15 protein-coding genes are annotated in these 17,240 nt (G+C 39.1%); all 15 read left to right on the forward strand.

The window, feature by feature from the left end:
* Positions 1–2,658: SdrD B-like domain-containing protein (locus tag BEGALDRAFT_RS11160; protein WP_002690045.1), on the forward strand; the 2,658-nt coding region annotated here is incomplete at its 5' end.
* Positions 2,659–2,747: 89 nt separating this feature from the next.
* Complete coding sequence (locus BEGALDRAFT_RS11165; protein WP_002690046.1) at positions 2,748–4,997, forward strand: TolC family protein; 2,250 nt, start codon at positions 2,748–2,750, stop codon at positions 4,995–4,997.
* A 207-nt stretch (positions 4,998–5,204) separates the two neighbouring features.
* Positions 5,205–5,975 carry a glucose-1-phosphate cytidylyltransferase gene (rfbF, locus tag BEGALDRAFT_RS11170; protein WP_002690047.1) on the forward strand — a complete coding sequence of 257 codons (771 nt, stop codon included), beginning with the start codon at positions 5,205–5,207 and terminating at the stop codon, positions 5,973–5,975.
* Entirely contained in the window at positions 5,960–7,042 is a 1,083-nt protein-coding gene (gene rfbG, locus BEGALDRAFT_RS11175; RefSeq protein WP_002690048.1) for a CDP-glucose 4,6-dehydratase, read from the forward strand. The genes rfbF and rfbG overlap by 16 nt, the downstream gene beginning before the upstream one ends.
* A 20-nt stretch (positions 7,043–7,062) precedes the next feature.
* Positions 7,063–7,680: a hypothetical protein gene (locus tag BEGALDRAFT_RS11180; RefSeq protein ID WP_002690049.1), complete on the forward strand. Its 618-nt coding sequence runs from the start codon at positions 7,063–7,065 to the stop codon at positions 7,678–7,680.
* A gap of 29 nt (positions 7,681–7,709) precedes the next feature.
* The gene (locus BEGALDRAFT_RS11185) at positions 7,710–8,942 is read left to right on the forward strand and encodes a class I SAM-dependent methyltransferase (protein ID WP_002690050.1); all 1,233 of its coding nucleotides are present in this window, start codon (positions 7,710–7,712) and stop codon (positions 8,940–8,942) included.
* Positions 8,943–9,842, forward strand: coding sequence for an RpnC/YadD family protein (locus tag BEGALDRAFT_RS11190; RefSeq protein WP_002690051.1), 900 nt, complete (start codon positions 8,943–8,945; stop codon positions 9,840–9,842).
* Positions 9,843–9,860: 18 nt separating this feature from the next.
* Positions 9,861–10,400 (forward strand): dTDP-4-dehydrorhamnose 3,5-epimerase, encoded by a 540-nt coding sequence (rfbC, locus tag BEGALDRAFT_RS11195; protein WP_002690053.1) that lies wholly within the window; start codon positions 9,861–9,863, stop codon positions 10,398–10,400.
* 34 nt (positions 10,401–10,434) lie between these two features.
* Positions 10,435–11,631 (forward strand): class I SAM-dependent methyltransferase, encoded by a 1,197-nt coding sequence (locus tag BEGALDRAFT_RS11200; protein ID WP_002690055.1) that lies wholly within the window; start codon positions 10,435–10,437, stop codon positions 11,629–11,631.
* Entirely contained in the window at positions 11,628–12,533 is a 906-nt protein-coding gene (locus BEGALDRAFT_RS11205) for an NAD-dependent epimerase/dehydratase family protein (protein WP_002690057.1), read from the forward strand. Before BEGALDRAFT_RS11200 ends, BEGALDRAFT_RS11205 begins: the two co-directional genes overlap by 4 nt.
* Positions 12,530–13,294 (forward strand): cephalosporin hydroxylase family protein, encoded by a 765-nt coding sequence (locus BEGALDRAFT_RS11210; RefSeq protein WP_002690058.1) that lies wholly within the window; start codon positions 12,530–12,532, stop codon positions 13,292–13,294. The genes BEGALDRAFT_RS11205 and BEGALDRAFT_RS11210 overlap by 4 nt, the downstream gene beginning before the upstream one ends.
* A gap of 12 nt (positions 13,295–13,306) precedes the next feature.
* Positions 13,307–13,909, forward strand: coding sequence for a hypothetical protein (locus BEGALDRAFT_RS11215; RefSeq protein ID WP_002690060.1), 603 nt, complete (start codon positions 13,307–13,309; stop codon positions 13,907–13,909).
* Positions 13,906–15,429: an oligosaccharide flippase family protein gene (locus BEGALDRAFT_RS11220; RefSeq protein WP_002690062.1), complete on the forward strand. Its 1,524-nt coding sequence runs from the start codon at positions 13,906–13,908 to the stop codon at positions 15,427–15,429. The genes BEGALDRAFT_RS11215 and BEGALDRAFT_RS11220 overlap by 4 nt, the downstream gene beginning before the upstream one ends.
* Positions 15,430–15,440: 11 nt before the next feature.
* Positions 15,441–16,322, forward strand: a complete 882-nt coding sequence (locus BEGALDRAFT_RS11225) for a glycosyltransferase family 2 protein (RefSeq protein WP_002690063.1) — start codon at positions 15,441–15,443, stop codon at positions 16,320–16,322.
* Positions 16,323–16,329: 7 nt separating this feature from the next.
* Positions 16,330–17,208 (forward strand): glycosyltransferase family 2 protein, encoded by an 879-nt coding sequence (locus tag BEGALDRAFT_RS18285; RefSeq protein WP_002690066.1) that lies wholly within the window; start codon positions 16,330–16,332, stop codon positions 17,206–17,208.
* Positions 17,209–17,240 lie beyond the last annotated feature (32 nt).

A 17,240-nucleotide genomic window follows, 5' to 3' on the forward strand; every position in this document is an offset into this window, starting at 1 on the left:
ACCTTAGCCAATAATCAAACAATTGATACCATTGATTTTGGTCTGACTAAACCAACAGGCAACAGCTCCATCGGCGACACAGTTTGGAATGATAAGGACAAAGATGGCGTTCAAGACTCTGATGAAACACCTGTTTCTGGTGTAGTTGTGACCTTAACGGGTGCAGGTAAAGATGGCGTATTCGGCACGGCTGACGACACCACTTTAACCACGACAACCGACAGTAACGGCAAGTATCTGTTTGATAATCTGGACGCAGGGATTTACAAAGTCTCGATTGATGTTTCAAGTGATAAAGAAATTACCACGCCTAACAGCTTTAATCCTGTCACGTTAAGTAAAGACCAACACATTGATACAGTTGATTTTGGCTTATACACCCCTAGAAGTTCCATCGGCGACACAGTTTGGAATGATAAGGACAAAGACGGCGTTCAAGACTCTGATGAAAGTCCTGTTTCTGGTGTAGTTGTGACCTTAACGGGTGCGGGCAAAGATGGCGTATTCGGCACGGCTGACGACACCACTTTAACCACAACAACCGACAGTAACGGCAAATATCTGTTTGATAACTTGGACGCAGGGATTTATAAAGTCTCGATTTCAAGTGATAAAGAAATCACGACACCTAACAGCTTAAATCCTGTGACGTTAGGTAAAGACCAACATATTGATACAGTTGACTTTGGTTTGTACAAACCTACCAGCTCTATTGGGGATTATGTTTGGAATGATGCGGATAAAGATGGCATTCAAGACGCAGATGAATCCCCTGTTGCGGGTATTACTGTCACCTTAATAGGTGCAGGTAAAGATGGCGTATTCGGTACAGCTGACGACTTTACTTTAACGACAATGACTAACAATAACGGGTTCTACCGTTTTGATGGTTTAGACGCAGGGATTTATCGCGTTTCTGTCACACCGCCAACAGGCTCAGAAATCACCACACCTAACAGCTTTAATCCTGTCAATTTAGGACAGAATCAAAATATCGACACGGTGGACTTTGGTTTATACCGTCCTGACAGTGCGATTGGCGATTATGTTTGGAATGATGTGGATAAAGATGGCATTCAAGATACGGATGAATCTCCTGTTGCGGGTATTACTGTCACCTTAATAGGTGCGGGTAAAGATGGTGTATTCGGTACAGCTGACGACATCACGTTAACCACGACAACCAACAGTAACGGCAAATATCTATTTGATAACTTAGACGCTGGACTTTATAAAGTTTCCATTGAAGCCCCCGCAGGCATGAGCATTACCACCCCTGCCAGCTTTAACCCTGTCACTCTCGGTTCTAACCAATTTATTGATACGGTGGACTTTGGCTTATACCGTCCAACTATCAAAATCGGTGATTATATTTGGTTTGATGAAGATGGCGACGGCATTCAAGATGAGAATGAAAAAGGCATTGCAGGTGTCACCGTACAACTTACGTGGGGCGGTTTAGACAACAACCTCGACACCGTTGAAGATAATCAAACCTTCATCACAATTACCGATGAAAACGGACATTATCAGTTTGATAACTTGGAATTAGGACGCTACAAGCTGGAAGTGATTAGCGGTATTTCTAATGACTTAAAAGGCATTGAAAAAGGTCAATCTATCGGCGTTGGACACACCACGTTAGATATTACCGAAGACCGTTATTATGATGAAATGGATTTTGGTTATATCAAACAAGATGATAACGGAAACGGTAGCGGTACTGATGATGGTGACAATGGCGGCGACGGTGACACAGAGACCGAACAAGCGACGCTGTTAATTGAAAAAACAGACGGGCGCGAGGTCATTATCGCAGGGCAAGAAACCACTTACAGCATCACGATTAGCAATATTAGCGATGTGACCGCTAAACAAGTCATCATTACAGACTTCCTGCCTGAAGGTAGCATCTTTATCAGTGCTAGCGATGGCGGAGAATTAGATACACAAGGCAATGTGATTTTTGATGCAATGACCCTTAACGGACATGCAGAAAAAACGGTAACAGTCACATTAGTAACACCGTCAACCGTTGGTTTAAGTAATACCGCTGTGACCAATATCGCACAAGTTGAATTCCAAAACGGTTCTGCTGTGTCTGCGGGCGATGTAAACCGCGTATTAGGCTATGAATACAATATCTTTACTGACCGCCTTATTAATCGTGGAGAAGATATATTCTTCTTTAAACGGAGCGATTTACAATACAGTTTACCGCCATTACCCATTTACCCCATTTATAGCGGTATGGTTGCCCCTGGAACAACGTTAGAAGTCATCCTCTACGGTGAAAACGGCTTAGAACTAGGCTCTCAAACCGTCATGGGCGATACAGGCGGAAACTGGATGGCATCCTTCCCCAGCATCATCCTGCACGACACACCACATTCAATGCGCGTTGTTCAACTCAGTTCGCTGTATAACGACAACACCATGAGTATCTTTGATGTGCGTACCTTCTTTGTGCCTGCACTGACACCGCAACTATTCTTTAGCCACGATATGACCGTGCCTAAAGTCATTGAACTCAGCCCACCGTTATTACTAAAAGCCTTGCATCAAGTCTATGCAAACCCGCTCGCCGTAAAGTGGAACGACTTTGATAACTACCAATTCGTCGCATCCTCTAGCACAACGACTCAAGCGAACTTCTAATTATCTTAATTATTTCTAATACATGCTGTCTTATAAAAAGACAGCATGTTATTTGCTATCGCTTTTAATTTAAATAAGGACAAAAAACAATGCTTCCAACCTACCGTTATACCCCTTTACTGCTCAGTGTCTTAGTGCTCAATGCGTGCAGTTCCTCCCCTTCTTACGAAAAACGCTACGACCAAATCAGCGACCCCATCCGCAAAGAATACCAACAACTCGCTGAACAATTAGGCTATGACGCTTACAGCTATGATTTTGTACTAGAAACACAAAACGGCGTTTTAACCGTTGTCCCCGCTGACAAAGCAGGTCAAGCTCCCAGCGCAAACCCCAATCCAGCGCAACAATTCGTATTACACGTCAATTACCAAGGGGGCGACCTTGCCGCATTAGACCAAGCCGCAAAAACCAAATTAGACCAAGTCATCACCCCATTACGCAGTCAAACCAATATTAAAATTCACGTAATCGGTCATGCAAACAACCGCCCGTTAAAATCCAATGCACTTTATAGCGACAACCAAGCCTTAAGCGAAGCCCGCGCGAAAGTCGTTGCCGATTACGTACAACAAGCCTTAAACCTTCCCACAACGGCTGTAACCTATAGCGGTGCAGGAGATACCCAACCCATCGCCAGCAACGCCACTGCCGAAGGCAGGAACTTAAACCGCCGTGTCGAACTCAACATTGATTCAGCCACCCCAGAAGCAACTAACACCGTTATATCCAACCGCCTCGCCCCCAGCGACCCCTTACCCCCCTTAAACTTTGAATACGACTTATGGTGGGAACGCCTAACCAAAGAACAACTAAACACCAGCTCCAACCCCGTTCGCTTTACCGTAGAAGACCTACTCCTCCGCGCAACCAAAAACTCAAGCCAAATTAAAGTATTCAGCGAATTACCGCTAATCCGTCAAACCGCTATCCAAGAAGCCGAAGGCAAATTTGACACACACGCCTTTGTCGAAGGCAAATACAACGATTTAGACGAAGCACTCGGCAGCACGCTACGCACAGGACGGACAACAGGACGTTTTGAAGAACAAGAATGGAGCTTAGAAGCAGGCGCACGTAAACCACTGACAACAGGGGGAGAAATTGAACTTTCACAAAAAATTGGCACATTAAAAAATAACTCCGACTACTTAATTCCCAATCCCCAAGCAAACGCCCGTCTAGCTTTAACCTACCGCCAACCCCTCCTAAACGGCGCGGGGATTGAATACAACGAAACCACCATCGAAGTCGCCAAAGTTGACCAATCCATCTCAATGGACGAATTCACCCGCCAAGTACAAGCCCATTTACTAGAAATCGAACGCAGTTACTGGAGCTTATACCTTGAACGCGCCACCTTATTACAGAAAAAACGCCTATTAGCCGAAGCAGAAAGCACCGTTAAAGAACTCAAATCCCGCGATGCCCTGCGTAGCCAAGTCATCAACGCCGAAGCCGTCTTAACCGCCCGTCGTGCCGACAGCATCCGCTATGAACAATCCGTTCGCAATGCAGAAGCAAAACTCGTTTCACTGGTTAACGACCCCACCCTAATCATGAAACAAGATTTCGAACTCATCCCCATGACCCTTCCTGAAAAAGACTTTGCCCGCGCCAACATGTCCCAATCAGTGAAACTCGCTTTAGAAAAACGCCCCGAAATCAACCAAGCCTTTAAACAACTCCGCGCTGGGGTTATGCGTGCCAGCATGAGCGAAAACGAAGTATTACCCGTATTAAACCTCGTTTTAGGCACATATTTAGACGGTTTAGCCGAAGGCAAAGACACAGGCAACGCCATAGACGACGAATTTAACGAAGGCAAACCCAGCTTTACCGCAGGCTTACTCTTTGACATGCCCTTAAGCAACAACGTCGCTAAAGCCCGCGAACAACGTCGCCGTTTAGAAGTCCGCCAACTCGTCAACCAACTCCGCACCACTATCGACACCGTCTTCTTAGAAGTTCAAGTTGCCAGCCGTGAAGTAGATACCGCTTATCGGGACTTAAGCAGTAAATACCAAGCCATGCTTGCCAGTCACGCCAAACGGGAAACCCTTAAAGAACGTCGTGACTTACTCAGCAGTGCCGAACAAACCAACTACTTACAAAATTACCTAGATGCCCAACAAGAATTAGCCAGTAGCGAAGAAGGCTTTTTAACCGCCTACATCACTTACAACATTGCCCAAGCCAATTTACGCCGTGCTGAAGGGGTATTATTAGAAGTGAAAAAACTTGAAGCGGTAGAAATGGAAGAAGAAAGCTATTACGGAGATAAACTACCCACGCTGAAAATCCAACCTAAAACGGAAGAAAATAGCGTTAAAAATTAGTTGATTAGCTTTAAATGCTAGCCATTAAGGGATTTAATGGCTAGCAACCCGCCTAAATCTCCTCTGTAATTATCCCTAGTGAATTTACAACTTTTATCGGTATAATCCCCACGCTTGTAGTTTTTTTTGCTTGTTCTAAACAATATTTCACATAGTCTTATTGCCGTTTTAATAAACTCACCGTTTTACCAAAAACAATAAAACACAATGAAAGCTATTATTCTTGCAGGCGGTTTAGGAACTCGTATCAGTGAAGAAACCCATCTACGCCCTAAACCGATGGTAGAAATCGGCGGACATCCCATCCTATGGCACATCATGAAAATCTACTCAGCGTATGGTATTCATGATTTCATCATCTGCTTAGGATACAAGGGATATATCATCAAAGAATATTTTGCGAACTATTTTCTACATACATCCGATGTAACCTTTGATATGGTTAATAACCATATGGAAGTTCACCAAAATAGTGCAGAACCTTGGAGAGTCACACTGGTTGATACTGGTGAAAAGACCATGACAGGGGGACGCTTAAAACGAGTTCGTCAATACTTAACAGAAAATGAAGATTTCTGTTTTACCTATGGTGATGGTGTCAGCAACGTTAATATTGCCGAACTAATAGCATTTCATAAAACGCAAAAAACCCTTGCAACCTTGACTGCAACCCAACCACCCGGTCGGTTTGGTGCGATTAACATCCAAAAACACCTAATCACCAGCTTTGAAGAAAAGCCACAAGGCGATGGTAATTGGGTCAATGGCGGGTTTTTTATCCTATCCCCAAAAATAATTGATTATATTAAAGATGATACGACCGTCTGGGAACGCGAACCCTTAGAACGTTTAGCCCAAGAAGGACAACTTTCTGCATTTTTACATACAGACTTTTGGCAACCGATGGACACCTTGCGGGATAAAACCTTATTAGAAGAATTATGGCAATCAGGGAACGCGCCATGGAAAGTCTGGTAAATCCTGCTTTTTGGCAACACAAAAAAGTCCTATTAACGGGACATACAGGCTTTAAAGGCAGTTGGCTTGCGCTATGGTTACAACAATTAGGGGCTGATGTTATCGGCTACTCTTTACCGCCTCCAACTCAACCCAACTTATATGAATTGGCACATGTTGCCCAACAGATGCAAACAACCATTGGGGATATTCGAGATTTAACCGCATTAACCCACTGTTTACAAAAATATAAACCTGATATTGTTTTCCATCTTGCCGCTCAATCACTGGTTCGCTACTCCTATCAAAACCCTGTAGAAACCTATGCCAGCAATGTCATGGGAACAGTACATCTACTCGATGCCGTTAGACAAACAAACAGCGTTAAAGCTGTCGTTATTGTCACCAGCGATAAATGTTATGATAATCAAGAATGGATTTGGGCCTATCGCGAAAACGAACCAATGGGCGGATATGACCCCTATTCAAACAGCAAAGGCTGTGCAGAATTAGTTACAATGGCTTATCGCAATTCATTTTTTCACCCCGCAAATTATGCACAACATGGCGTTGCCATCGCCAGTGTTCGAGCGGGTAACGTGATAGGTGGAGGCGATTGGGCGCAAGATAGACTCATACCAGATATTCTACAAGCCTTTATCGCAAATCGTCCTGTCCAAATTCGCAACCCACACGCTATCCGCCCATGGCAACTAGTCCTAGAACCCCTACAAGGCTATTTACTCCTTGCAGAAAAATTATATTTGGAAGGGACAAAATTTGCCGAAGGCTGGAATTTTGGTGCGGAAGAAAAAGACAGCCGCCCCGTTCAATGGATAGTTGAAAAATTAGCCCAGATTTGGGGCAGTGGCGCGACATGGCAAACAGACAATTTACAACATCCCCATGAAGCCCACTACTTAAAACTAGATTCAACAAAAGCAAAAACTTATCTAGGCTGGCAACCTAAATTGTCACTAGAAACCAGCCTAACGTGGATAGTAGAATGGTATCAACACTACTTGCACCAAGCCGACATGGAAACTATCACTCGAGCACAAATTGCTAATTATCAAAAACTAAGTTAATTGATAAATAGAGAAAAAACATGTCGTTTACTTCATATAAAACGCTCAGTCAAGTTGTGCAATCGTTTCACCTGTCCTATCAAGAAACAAACTTTATTGAGCCTCAAGTATTTACTGTTAACGACTACTTACGGGCTGAATTAACATTTAACTTAACAGAACTTGTCGTTGATAGTTCTGAATACGCACTCTGTGAAAATATCATTTACCCCATTTTGCGTGAAATTTGGAAGGCTTACAAAACTGATTTTATGCTGTGGAGTCATCATCCTTTAGGAGAAAATGAGACACTCACAGACATACCTGATTATTTAATTGCGAAACGTTCACCACTAGGCAAAATTGTTTTTGAACAACCTTATTTCATTGTTGTAGAAGCAAAAAAAGATAATTTTAGTGAAGGGTGGGGACAATGTGCAGCCGAGCTAGTCGCAATACAACAACTCAACCAAATACCAGAACAGACTTTATTTGGCATAGTTACTAACGCGGAACGTTGGGAGTTTGCAAAATTACAACAGCAACAACTCACTAAAAATCAAAGTGGATACCAAATAGAAAACTTAAATGAATTATTTGCTGCGATTAACTACGTATTTCTTGAAAGTCAAAAACAACTAAAAACCAACTCAAACTAACTAAAGCAAAAAACACAGTGGATTAACGCATGACACAACATTCTTGCCGTTTTTGTGGAGCTTCATTACACCACTCCTTTTGTGATTTAGGCATGTCCCCCTTATCTAACGCCTATCTAACAACAACACAACTGAACCTCATGGAGCGTTTTTACCCCCTTCATGCCTACGTCTGTGAAAAATGCTTTTTAGTACAACTCCCTGAATTTGAAACACCTGAACAAATATTCAGCGACTACGCCTATTTTTCTTCCTACTCAGAAAGTTGGTTACAACATGCCAAAAAATACACCGACGACATGTGCGCCCAATTTTCACTCACAGAAAAAAGCCAAATCATAGAAATTGCGAGTAACGACGGCTACTTACTCCAATACTTTAAAGAAAAAAATATACCCGTATTAGGCATAGAACCCGCTGCTAACGTTGCAAAAGTCGCCGAACAAAAAGGAATCCCCACCTTAGTCAAATTCTTCGGCACAACAACCGCGCAAGCCTTAAAAACACAAGGACAACAAGCTGACCTCCTATTAGGAAACAATGTATTAGCTCATGTTCCTGACATCAACGACTTTGTTGCGGGTATGCAAATCGCACTCAAACCCACAGGCATTATTACAATGGAATTTCCCCATTTATTGCGCCTAATGGAACATAACCAGTTTGACACCATTTATCACGAACATTTTTCCTACCTATCAATCATTGCGGTAGAACAAATTTTTGCAAAACAAGGCTTAACTCTTTTTGATGTCCAAGAATTACCCACGCATGGCGGGTCATTACGCATTTACGCCCGTCATACAACAAATCAACAACTACCGATACATCCCAGCGTTACCGCGCTAAAAGCATTAGAACAACAAGCAGGACTAGATAAAATTACAACCTATCAAACCTTTGCTGAAAAAGTTCGCGAAACAAAACGCCAAATTCTTCACTTTTTAATTGACGCAAAACGCACTAAAAAAACCATTGTCGGCTATGGCGCGCCCGCTAAAGGCAACACATTATTAAATTACTGTGGCATTCGTAGCGACTTCATTGACTACACCGTTGACCGTAGCCCCCATAAACAAAACCATTTTCTACCCGGCACACACATTCCTATTTATGCGCCTGAAAAAATAAAAGAAACCCGCCCCGATTATGTCCTCATTCTCCCATGGAATTTAAAAACAGAAATCATAGAACAGATGGCACATATTCGTGACTGGGGCGGACAGTTTATTATCCCTATTCCACACTTAACTATTCTCTAAATGGCTGAAAAAGACATCGTTTCTAAACATATTTTAAAACGACTCGCCATCGATATGGCACGTTATTTATTTGATTTAGAAGTAGAGAAAGTAGAATTAGTAGAAACAGAATATCAACGGGTAGAAGACCGTCGAGCAGATTTAGTGGTACAAGTAGAAGAACCTGAACGCTACCTACTGCACATTGAGATTCAAAACAATAACGAAAATAATATGCCTATCCGCATGTTACGTTATTTCTGTGAAATCAGTGCAGCCTATCCCGCAGAAGAGATTAAACAATATATTATTTATATCGGACGCAATCCATTACGAATGGCGGATAATATCCAAAGAGATAACCTACACTATCGCTATACCATTATCGATATGCACCGTATGGATTGCCAACAGTTTCTTGCACAAAATAATCCTGATGCTTTGGTTATGGCAATTTTGTGTGATTTTAAAGACCGCCCGCCGCGTTCAGTTGTGCAAGAAATCATTCAACGACTGGATAATATTTGCGCTGATAATTTAAGTAAATTCCGCGATTATTTGACAATGCTAGAAATTTTATCGGATAACCGAAATTTACAAAAATTGGTGAAAGAGGAACAAGAAATGTTAAGCACTATGAAATTAAGCGAATTACCTTCTTATGAAATTGGTATTGAACGAGGATGGCAAAAAGGACTGCAAGAAGGGCTGCAAGAAGGACGACAAGCAGGCAGACAAGAAACACTTGTAGAACTCTTAGTACAGGGATTGACACACAAGTTTGGTCAACTACCGCAAGCGTTGGAAGAACAGATTATTCATGCAGACATAGACACATTACGTCAATGGTCAATGGCTTTACTAGAAGCAACTTCGCTTGAAGCTGTTTTTCAGAATACGATAGCGATTAAGCCCAATTAAACAACTATTAACAATTAGATGAAATTTACACAAACCACGCTTGCAGGTGCATATCTTATTGAACCTGAATTACGCATTGACGAACGCGGTTTTTTTGCACGGGCATGGTGTGAACAAGAATTTACCGCACAAGGACTAAATCCGCGACTTGTACAATGTAATATTTCGTTTAACCACAAAAAAGGCACATTGCGCGGTATGCACTACCAAGCAAAACCGCATGAAGAAGTTAAAGTTGTGCGCTGTACCGCAGGGGCAATTTATGATGTGATTATAGATATTCGCCCTGATTCGCCAACGTTTAAAAGCTGGTTTGCGGTAGAATTAACGGCAAATAATCATAAAATGCTGTATATTCCCGAGGGTTTCGCGCATGGGTTCCAAACATTAGTGGATAATACCGAAGTGTTTTATCAAATGTCTGCTTTTTATCATGCAGAGAGTGCGCGGGGGATTCGGTGGGATTCTCCTCTCGTAGGTATTCAATGGTTGATTGAAAACCCTATTATTTCTGAGAGAGATAGAGGGTTTTTAGAGTGGATTGCAACTGAATATTAGTGAAATATATAAACAGTTTTTAGAAGGTGAAAAAATGACAAGAGAATTATGTCCCATTTGTAATAGCTCTAATGTGCTACCAACTATACACCGTGATGCATTAGTTACAATGCAAAATTATGTTTATCATCATGCAAATGAAGCACAAGATGCAAAGATTGGAGAGTTTTTATTAACTATATGTTCTCAATGTGGATTTGCATACAACTCTTGTTTTGATAAAAAATTGATGCAATATGATGAAAATTACAATAATTCAGTTCCTTCACGAGTTTTTGAATCTTATTACCAAGAAATAGCTTCTTTTCTCTATGAAGAGTTTCCAATTAAAAATGGTACTGTAATAGACATAGGCTGTGGAAAAGGACATTTTTTAAGAACATTGTGTGCTAAATATCCTGACATTACTGGAATTGGTATAGACCCAAGCTATGAACGTACGGTAAAAGATATCGACGGTGAGCAAAAATGTTACTTTATAGATGACATTTTTAAAGCAGATTATGTTAAACAGAAGCCCAATCTTGTCATTTGTCGTCATGTTATAGAACACATATATCACCCAGTTGTGTTTTTAAAACAAATTCATCTTGCGTTGAATAAATTTCAAAATATCCCCGTATTTATAGAAGTACCTGATTTAAAATGGATTCTTGATAATAATGCCTTTTGGGACTTTTGTTATGAGCATTGCAATTATTTTACAGCCGATAGTTTGTCTCATACATTAGAGAGAGCTGGGTTTTCTGTGGAGAAAACATACAGTGCTTTCAATAATCAATACCTTTGGCTCAAGTCAACTACAAAAAGTATGCCTTTAACGACATATAAAGGATGGAAAGATACGACGGATATTATTGAACATCTAAAATCATATATAGAAAGAGAAAAAGAACTCATTGATAAAGTAAGAAGTACGTTATTATCTATAAAAGAAAAGCAGACTATCGTTATATGGGGAATGTCAACTAAAGGAGTTGTGTTTTCAAATTTACTTGATCCAACTAATTGTTTAATTGATTATTGTGTTGATATAAATACTAGCAAACAATATTGTTTTGTACCTCACACGGCACATAAAATTTATCCTCCCGAAGTTTTACAATCCAATTCACAAAATAGCTTTGTTATTATTGTGATGAATCCAAATTATTTAGATGAAATAAAGACAAAATGTAGGGAGCTTTCTTTAGATGCAAATTTTTTAGATGCAAATATGACACAGTTATGAAGAAAGTCCTACTGACTGGTGCAACAGGATTTATTGGACGACAATGCATTATCCCATTATTAGATAAAGGATATGAGGTTCATGCCGTTCACTCACACACTGATCCTTGTTTGTATCATGAGCATCTTTATTGGCATCAAGTTAACCTATTAGAAAGCGCGCAATTAAAAAAATTAATTACAACTGTAAAACCAAGTCACTTATTGCATTTTGCTTGGTATGCGATTCCTAGCAAATATTGGACAGCAAAAGAAAATTTTGTTTGGTTACAATCAAGTATAGAATTACTACGCCTCTTTGCTCAGGAAAATGGACAAAGAGTGGTAATTGCTGGCACTTGTGCAGAATATGATTGGCAATATGGCTATTGTTCTGAAAATACAACACCCTTAGTACCTTCTACTCCTTATGGAAAATGCAAACAAGCTTTGCAACAAACATTAGAGGCATTTAGTACAGTGCATAATTTAAGTAGTGCTTGGGGAAGAATATTTTTTTTATATGGTACATATGAATATCCTGCACGTTTAGTATCTTCTGTCATTAATTCTCTCCTTCGAGGACAACCTGCAAATTGTTCTCACGGTGAACAAATTAGAGATTTTTTATATGTAGAAGATGTTGCTGATGCTTTTGTCACACTATTAGACAGTCACTTAATCGGTGCGATTAATATTGGTTCTGGTCAACCAACAAGTATAAAAAACATAGTAACGACCATTGCACATCAAATAGGACGACCAGACTTATTAAAATTAGGTATATTGCCAAGTACTGCAAATGAACCTACATTGTTATTGCCTAATACAATGCGGTTAAAACAAGAGTTAGGTTGGCAAGCACAATACGACTTGACTACGGGTTTAGAACAAACAATAAATTGGTGGAAAACTAGATTATGAAATTGGTTATTGATACAGAAGAAAAAACCCTTGTTATTAATAATAACGAAAAAGAACAGATGTTAGATTTATATTCTAAAGAAGCATTTGAGTTTATTTCACACCAGTGGCTGAAAGTTGGTTGGAATCAAAAGTATCCCTATACATTTAGTTGGTTAGGTCGTCCCATTATCCAAATTCCTGAGGACATGATTCGCACTCAGGAAGTTATTTATCGTGTAAAACCTGATGTTATTGTAGAAACAGGTATTGCTCATGGTGGCTCACTTATTTATTATGCAAGTCTTTGTAAAATAATGGGTAAAGGCAGGATTATTGGGGTGGATATTGAAATACGTCCTCATAACCGACAAGTTATCGAGTCTCATGAATTGTTCCCTTACATTACGTTGATTGAAGGGAGTTCCATTGCAGAAAATATCGTTGCAACAGTTAAATCACTGATTAAGCCACACGAAACGGTATTAGTCATTTTAGATTCTAATCATATCAAAGCGCATGTATTAGCCGAACTAAATGCTTATTATGCTTTAGTTTCTCCAAACTCTTATATCGTTGCAACAGATGGTAGTATGCAATATTTATATGATGTTCCCCGTGGAACGCCTGAATGGATTTCTGATAATCCAACAGAAGCGGCAAAAGAATTTGTAAAAGCGCATCCTGAATTTGTGATTGAACAGCCTGAATGGGGTTTTAATGAAAGTGAACTAACAAATAATATCACGCATTGGCCACAAGCATGGTTACGTCGGAAATAATGCTATATCTATATGTCCTACAGCGAATTCACCTTTACGCAACTGACCCACCTCTTCAATTTAACCCTTAAAGAAGGGATTTTAGTATTTCCAGAAAAAACGACTACTATAGACCCGTTTTTCAAAAAATATCTCGAAAACAATATTCCATTAGCATTAGCAATTGGGACAGAAAAAGCAAAATCGGAAATGTTGATCGCGCCTATTCTCATTGAAGTTAGGAAAATGCTCGATAATCGGGTTAGCTTATTTTCTGGTGTTGATTTCAATGTGGATATTGAAAAAGGCTTGAATGGTTTTTGTGATTTCTTAATAAGTGCATCCCCACAACAACTCTATGTAGATGCACCTATCATGGTGCTAGTAGAAGCAAAAAACGACAATTTAAAAAATGGATTGGCTCAATGTATTGCTGAAATGGTTGCTGCTACATTATTCAACCAAAAAGCAGGTAAACAACCTAACTACGTTTATGGTGTGGTTACAACAGGAAATCAGTGGTTATTTATGCGCTTAAAAAACAATCTTGTAGAAATAGATTTAAACGAACGCTATATCAATGAGCCTGAAAAAATCGTGGCTCTCCTTATTTCTTTACTTTCCCCATCATCTTGACATCCCTAAAACTCAATATCATTGCAAATTATGTAGGGAATGCTTGGGCAACGCTGATGTCGTTGGCTTTTATACCTATTTATATTCACTTTTTAGGCATAGAAGCCTATGGATTAATTGGTTTTTTTACGACATTAACGGCTATGTTTGCGTTGCTGGATATGGGACTCAGTGCAACCCTTAACAGAGAAATTGCAAAACTATCTATTCAAACAGAAAGTGCGCAGAAAACACGAGATTTAGTACTAACAATAACAACTATTTACTGGTTAATCGGTATTGCTATTGGCTGTATTATTATCTTATTAGCCAGTTTTATTTCAACCCATTGGTTAAAATCAGTTTCATTAAATACTCAAACGATTGAACATGCCATTATAATGATGGGATTGATTGTGGTATTTCACTGGGTACAGGGAATTTATACAGGCGGGATTGTTGGTTTACAAAAATTGGTTTTTCTTAATGGTGTAATGATTACAACCGCTACTTTGCGCGGTTTTGGCGCGGTACTGGTTTTATGGCTTATTTCTCCAACACTACAAGCTTTTTTCACTTGGCAGTTAATTGTTAGCATCATTCACACCGCTTTATTAGCAATAGGGTTATGGCGTTATTTACCCTCTTTCCCACAACCAGCCCGTTTTCAATTATACCTTTTTCGTGATATTTGGCGGTTTATGGTTGGTATGAATGCAATTACGCTTGTCTCACTTGTGCTAACACAATTAGACAAAGTTATTTTAAGTAAATTGCTAACACTTGAAATGTTTGGCTATTACAGTTTAGCCAGCATGGTTGCTGGCTCTTTGTTCAGAGCGATTACACCTATTTCCTCTGCTATTTTTCCGCGTTTTAGCCAATTGGTTGCGATGAATGCAGAAGAAGAGCTAAAACGACTTTATCATCATAGTAGCCAACTGATTGCGGTTGTTATATTTCCGTTAGCTGTTGGTATTGCTTTTTTCTCTTATGACATTCTCTTATTGTGGACACAAAATGTAGAAACAGCCGAACAAACTTATTTATTGGTGAGTCTATTAATTTTAGGAAATATGTCTAATGGTATTATGCATGTGCCGTATGCCTTACAACTGGCTTATGGATGGACGAGTTTTGCGTTTTATGTGAATGTGATAGCCATTGTTATACTTGTACCCTTGCTTTTTCTGTTAGCTTCTCTATATGGTGCGATTGGCGCAGCTATTACATGGTTATTACTTAATAGCAGTTATGTGTTAGTTGGCATACATTTTATGCACCGTCGTTTATTACCAACGGAAAAATGGCAATGGTATATTGCGGATGTATTTGTGCCTTTATTCGTAGTATCTGTGATAGCGGGAATATATAAATGGTTATTAATAATAAATAATCATGGTACTGTAGTACAATTGATTATGCTAACGAGTATTTTCGTTTCTCTTTTCATAGGTGTTCTTTTATCAACACCACAAATGAGAGAAGTGTGTTTTAGGTTCTTAAGCAGAATTAAAACGTATAAGTTCCTACCAATATAAGAGTTATAAATATGACAAATGCCTCCACTCAACCAACTGTCAGTATTGGATTACCCGTTTATAACGGAGAAAAGTATTTAGCTAATGCTATAGAGTTATTATTGCAACAGACCTTTACTGATTTTGAATTGATTATTTCTGATAATGCGTCAACAGATAAAACAGCGAAGATTTGTCAGGAGTATGCTAATAGGGATAGGCGCATTATTTATTTTAGGCAATTAGAAAATATAGGTGTGGTTGCAAATTTTGAGTTTGTTTTGCAGAAAGCCCAAGGTGAATATTTTATGTGGGCTGCTCATGATGATGAGTGGAGTGAAAATTATATTGAGTCATTGGTAAACACGCTCTCCAAATATCCAGATGTGGATATTGTATATTCTAATTATATTGGTATTGATGCAGAGTCAAACTACTTGTATTCCTTTGAAAAAGAGCTAGTGTTGCCTATTTTGATACCTCGTTATTCTTACCCAAAATGGTTTAATGCCAGCATTTTTAGATTGAGAGCGAATACTGTAGCTTTTTATGGAATGTATCGTAAGAGTCTTTTTCAGAAAAGAAATCCTTTAATAGTTGAACTCTTAAACGATGTTGTCACATATTCTGATACAAGGTTTTTTGTTGATATTTTATTGAAGCATAACGTTGCATATGTCAAAGGGTGTGAGTTTAAGTACCGTATTTTAAAACACACCTCCGAGTTTTACAGTAGCGAAGAATATAAAAATAAAGATAAGACAATCAAATCGTTTTCAGGTGTTACACCTGAAAAATACATCTTAGAACCTCTAGTGAAATACTCGCCATTGCTTGCTTTTGTAGTCCGAATTCTCTACTCCATCATGGAGTTTAAAAGATGGTTTTTATGGCGTTTGAAAAAAACTAAATGATTTCCATATGACCATTAAAACAATATCGTTACCTACTGTTAGTATAGGGATTCCCTTATATAACAGTGAAAAATATCTACGTCGTACATTGGATAATTTATTAACGCAGACATTTTCTGATTTTGAAATAATCATCTCCGATGATGCCTCGAAGGATTTGACACCAAAAATCTGTGCAGAATATATACGTATTCGCTTTATTCAACAATCCCAAAACTTAGGCATGGCGGGAAACTTTGAGTTTGTATTACAACAAGCTAAAGGAAAATACTTCATGTGGGTGGCTGATGATGAGTGGAGTGAGAACTATATTGAATGTTTAGTAAATCGTTTAGACAGTAATCCTACAATAGACTTTGCTTATGCTAGCCATGTATTAATTGATGAAAATTCACGTATAACGGGTGGAGAAAGTAAAATAGCTTTATTTTTTCGTCCAAGGTCTTATATGCCTAAGCTATACAATGCGGCTGTTTTTTTTCTTTGGATTAATTGTTCAGCAATTTTTGGCATGTACCGCCGACACATTTTAACCCAACGTCAGCCATTATTTAACCTTTTCCAAGCTGATAATGCGGTTGCCTCAGATACTAGGTTTTTGATGGAAATCATGCTACATCACAAGGTTATATATACAAGTAAATGCCAATTTAAATATCGGCTTATATTAAAACCTTTAGATTACTATGAAAAAACTGAGGTAAAATCAAAAATAGATTTCAAAAAATACGTGCAAGAGAACAAGTCAGAAATAAGGCAATTGCAAACAGAACTGACTCAATACGCTATTTTCCCACTTAAAAAACAGTACCCAATATTTGCTACTCTCTTACTTTTTATGTACAAGTTAATCAGAATTAGAAGGAACTTGAAATCAAATTTATAAAACTAAAACTATTAGGACCTAGAAAATAAATG

The sequence above is a fragment of the Beggiatoa alba B18LD genome (assembly GCF_000245015.1).
In the GTDB taxonomy this organism is placed as follows: domain Bacteria; phylum Pseudomonadota; class Gammaproteobacteria; order Beggiatoales; family Beggiatoaceae; genus Beggiatoa; species Beggiatoa alba.

What these genes read in the sequence shown, in the direction of transcription:
- BEGALDRAFT_RS11200 (WP_002690055.1), top strand. Translation starts at nt 10,435, where the DNA reads ATGACAAGAGAATTATGTCCCATTTGTAATAGCTCTAATGTGCTACCA.
- BEGALDRAFT_RS11190 (WP_002690051.1), top strand. Translation starts at nt 8,943, where the DNA reads ATGGCTGAAAAAGACATCGTTTCTAAACATATTTTAAAACGACTCGCC.
- rfbG (WP_002690048.1), top strand. Translation starts at nt 5,960, where the DNA reads ATGGAAAGTCTGGTAAATCCTGCTTTTTGGCAACACAAAAAAGTCCTA.
- BEGALDRAFT_RS11205 (WP_002690057.1), top strand. Translation starts at nt 11,628, where the DNA reads ATGAAGAAAGTCCTACTGACTGGTGCAACAGGATTTATTGGACGACAA.
- BEGALDRAFT_RS11185 (WP_002690050.1), top strand. Translation starts at nt 7,710, where the DNA reads ATGACACAACATTCTTGCCGTTTTTGTGGAGCTTCATTACACCACTCC.
- BEGALDRAFT_RS11180 (WP_002690049.1), top strand. Translation starts at nt 7,063, where the DNA reads ATGTCGTTTACTTCATATAAAACGCTCAGTCAAGTTGTGCAATCGTTT.
- BEGALDRAFT_RS18285 (WP_002690066.1), top strand. Translation starts at nt 16,330, where the DNA reads ATGACCATTAAAACAATATCGTTACCTACTGTTAGTATAGGGATTCCC.
- rfbF (WP_002690047.1), top strand. Translation starts at nt 5,205, where the DNA reads ATGAAAGCTATTATTCTTGCAGGCGGTTTAGGAACTCGTATCAGTGAA.
- BEGALDRAFT_RS11225 (WP_002690063.1), top strand. Translation starts at nt 15,441, where the DNA reads ATGACAAATGCCTCCACTCAACCAACTGTCAGTATTGGATTACCCGTT.
- BEGALDRAFT_RS11165 (WP_002690046.1), top strand. Translation starts at nt 2,748, where the DNA reads ATGCTTCCAACCTACCGTTATACCCCTTTACTGCTCAGTGTCTTAGTG.
- BEGALDRAFT_RS11210 (WP_002690058.1), top strand. Translation starts at nt 12,530, where the DNA reads ATGAAATTGGTTATTGATACAGAAGAAAAAACCCTTGTTATTAATAAT.
- rfbC (WP_002690053.1), top strand. Translation starts at nt 9,861, where the DNA reads ATGAAATTTACACAAACCACGCTTGCAGGTGCATATCTTATTGAACCT.
- BEGALDRAFT_RS11215 (WP_002690060.1), top strand. Translation starts at nt 13,307, where the DNA reads ATGTCCTACAGCGAATTCACCTTTACGCAACTGACCCACCTCTTCAAT.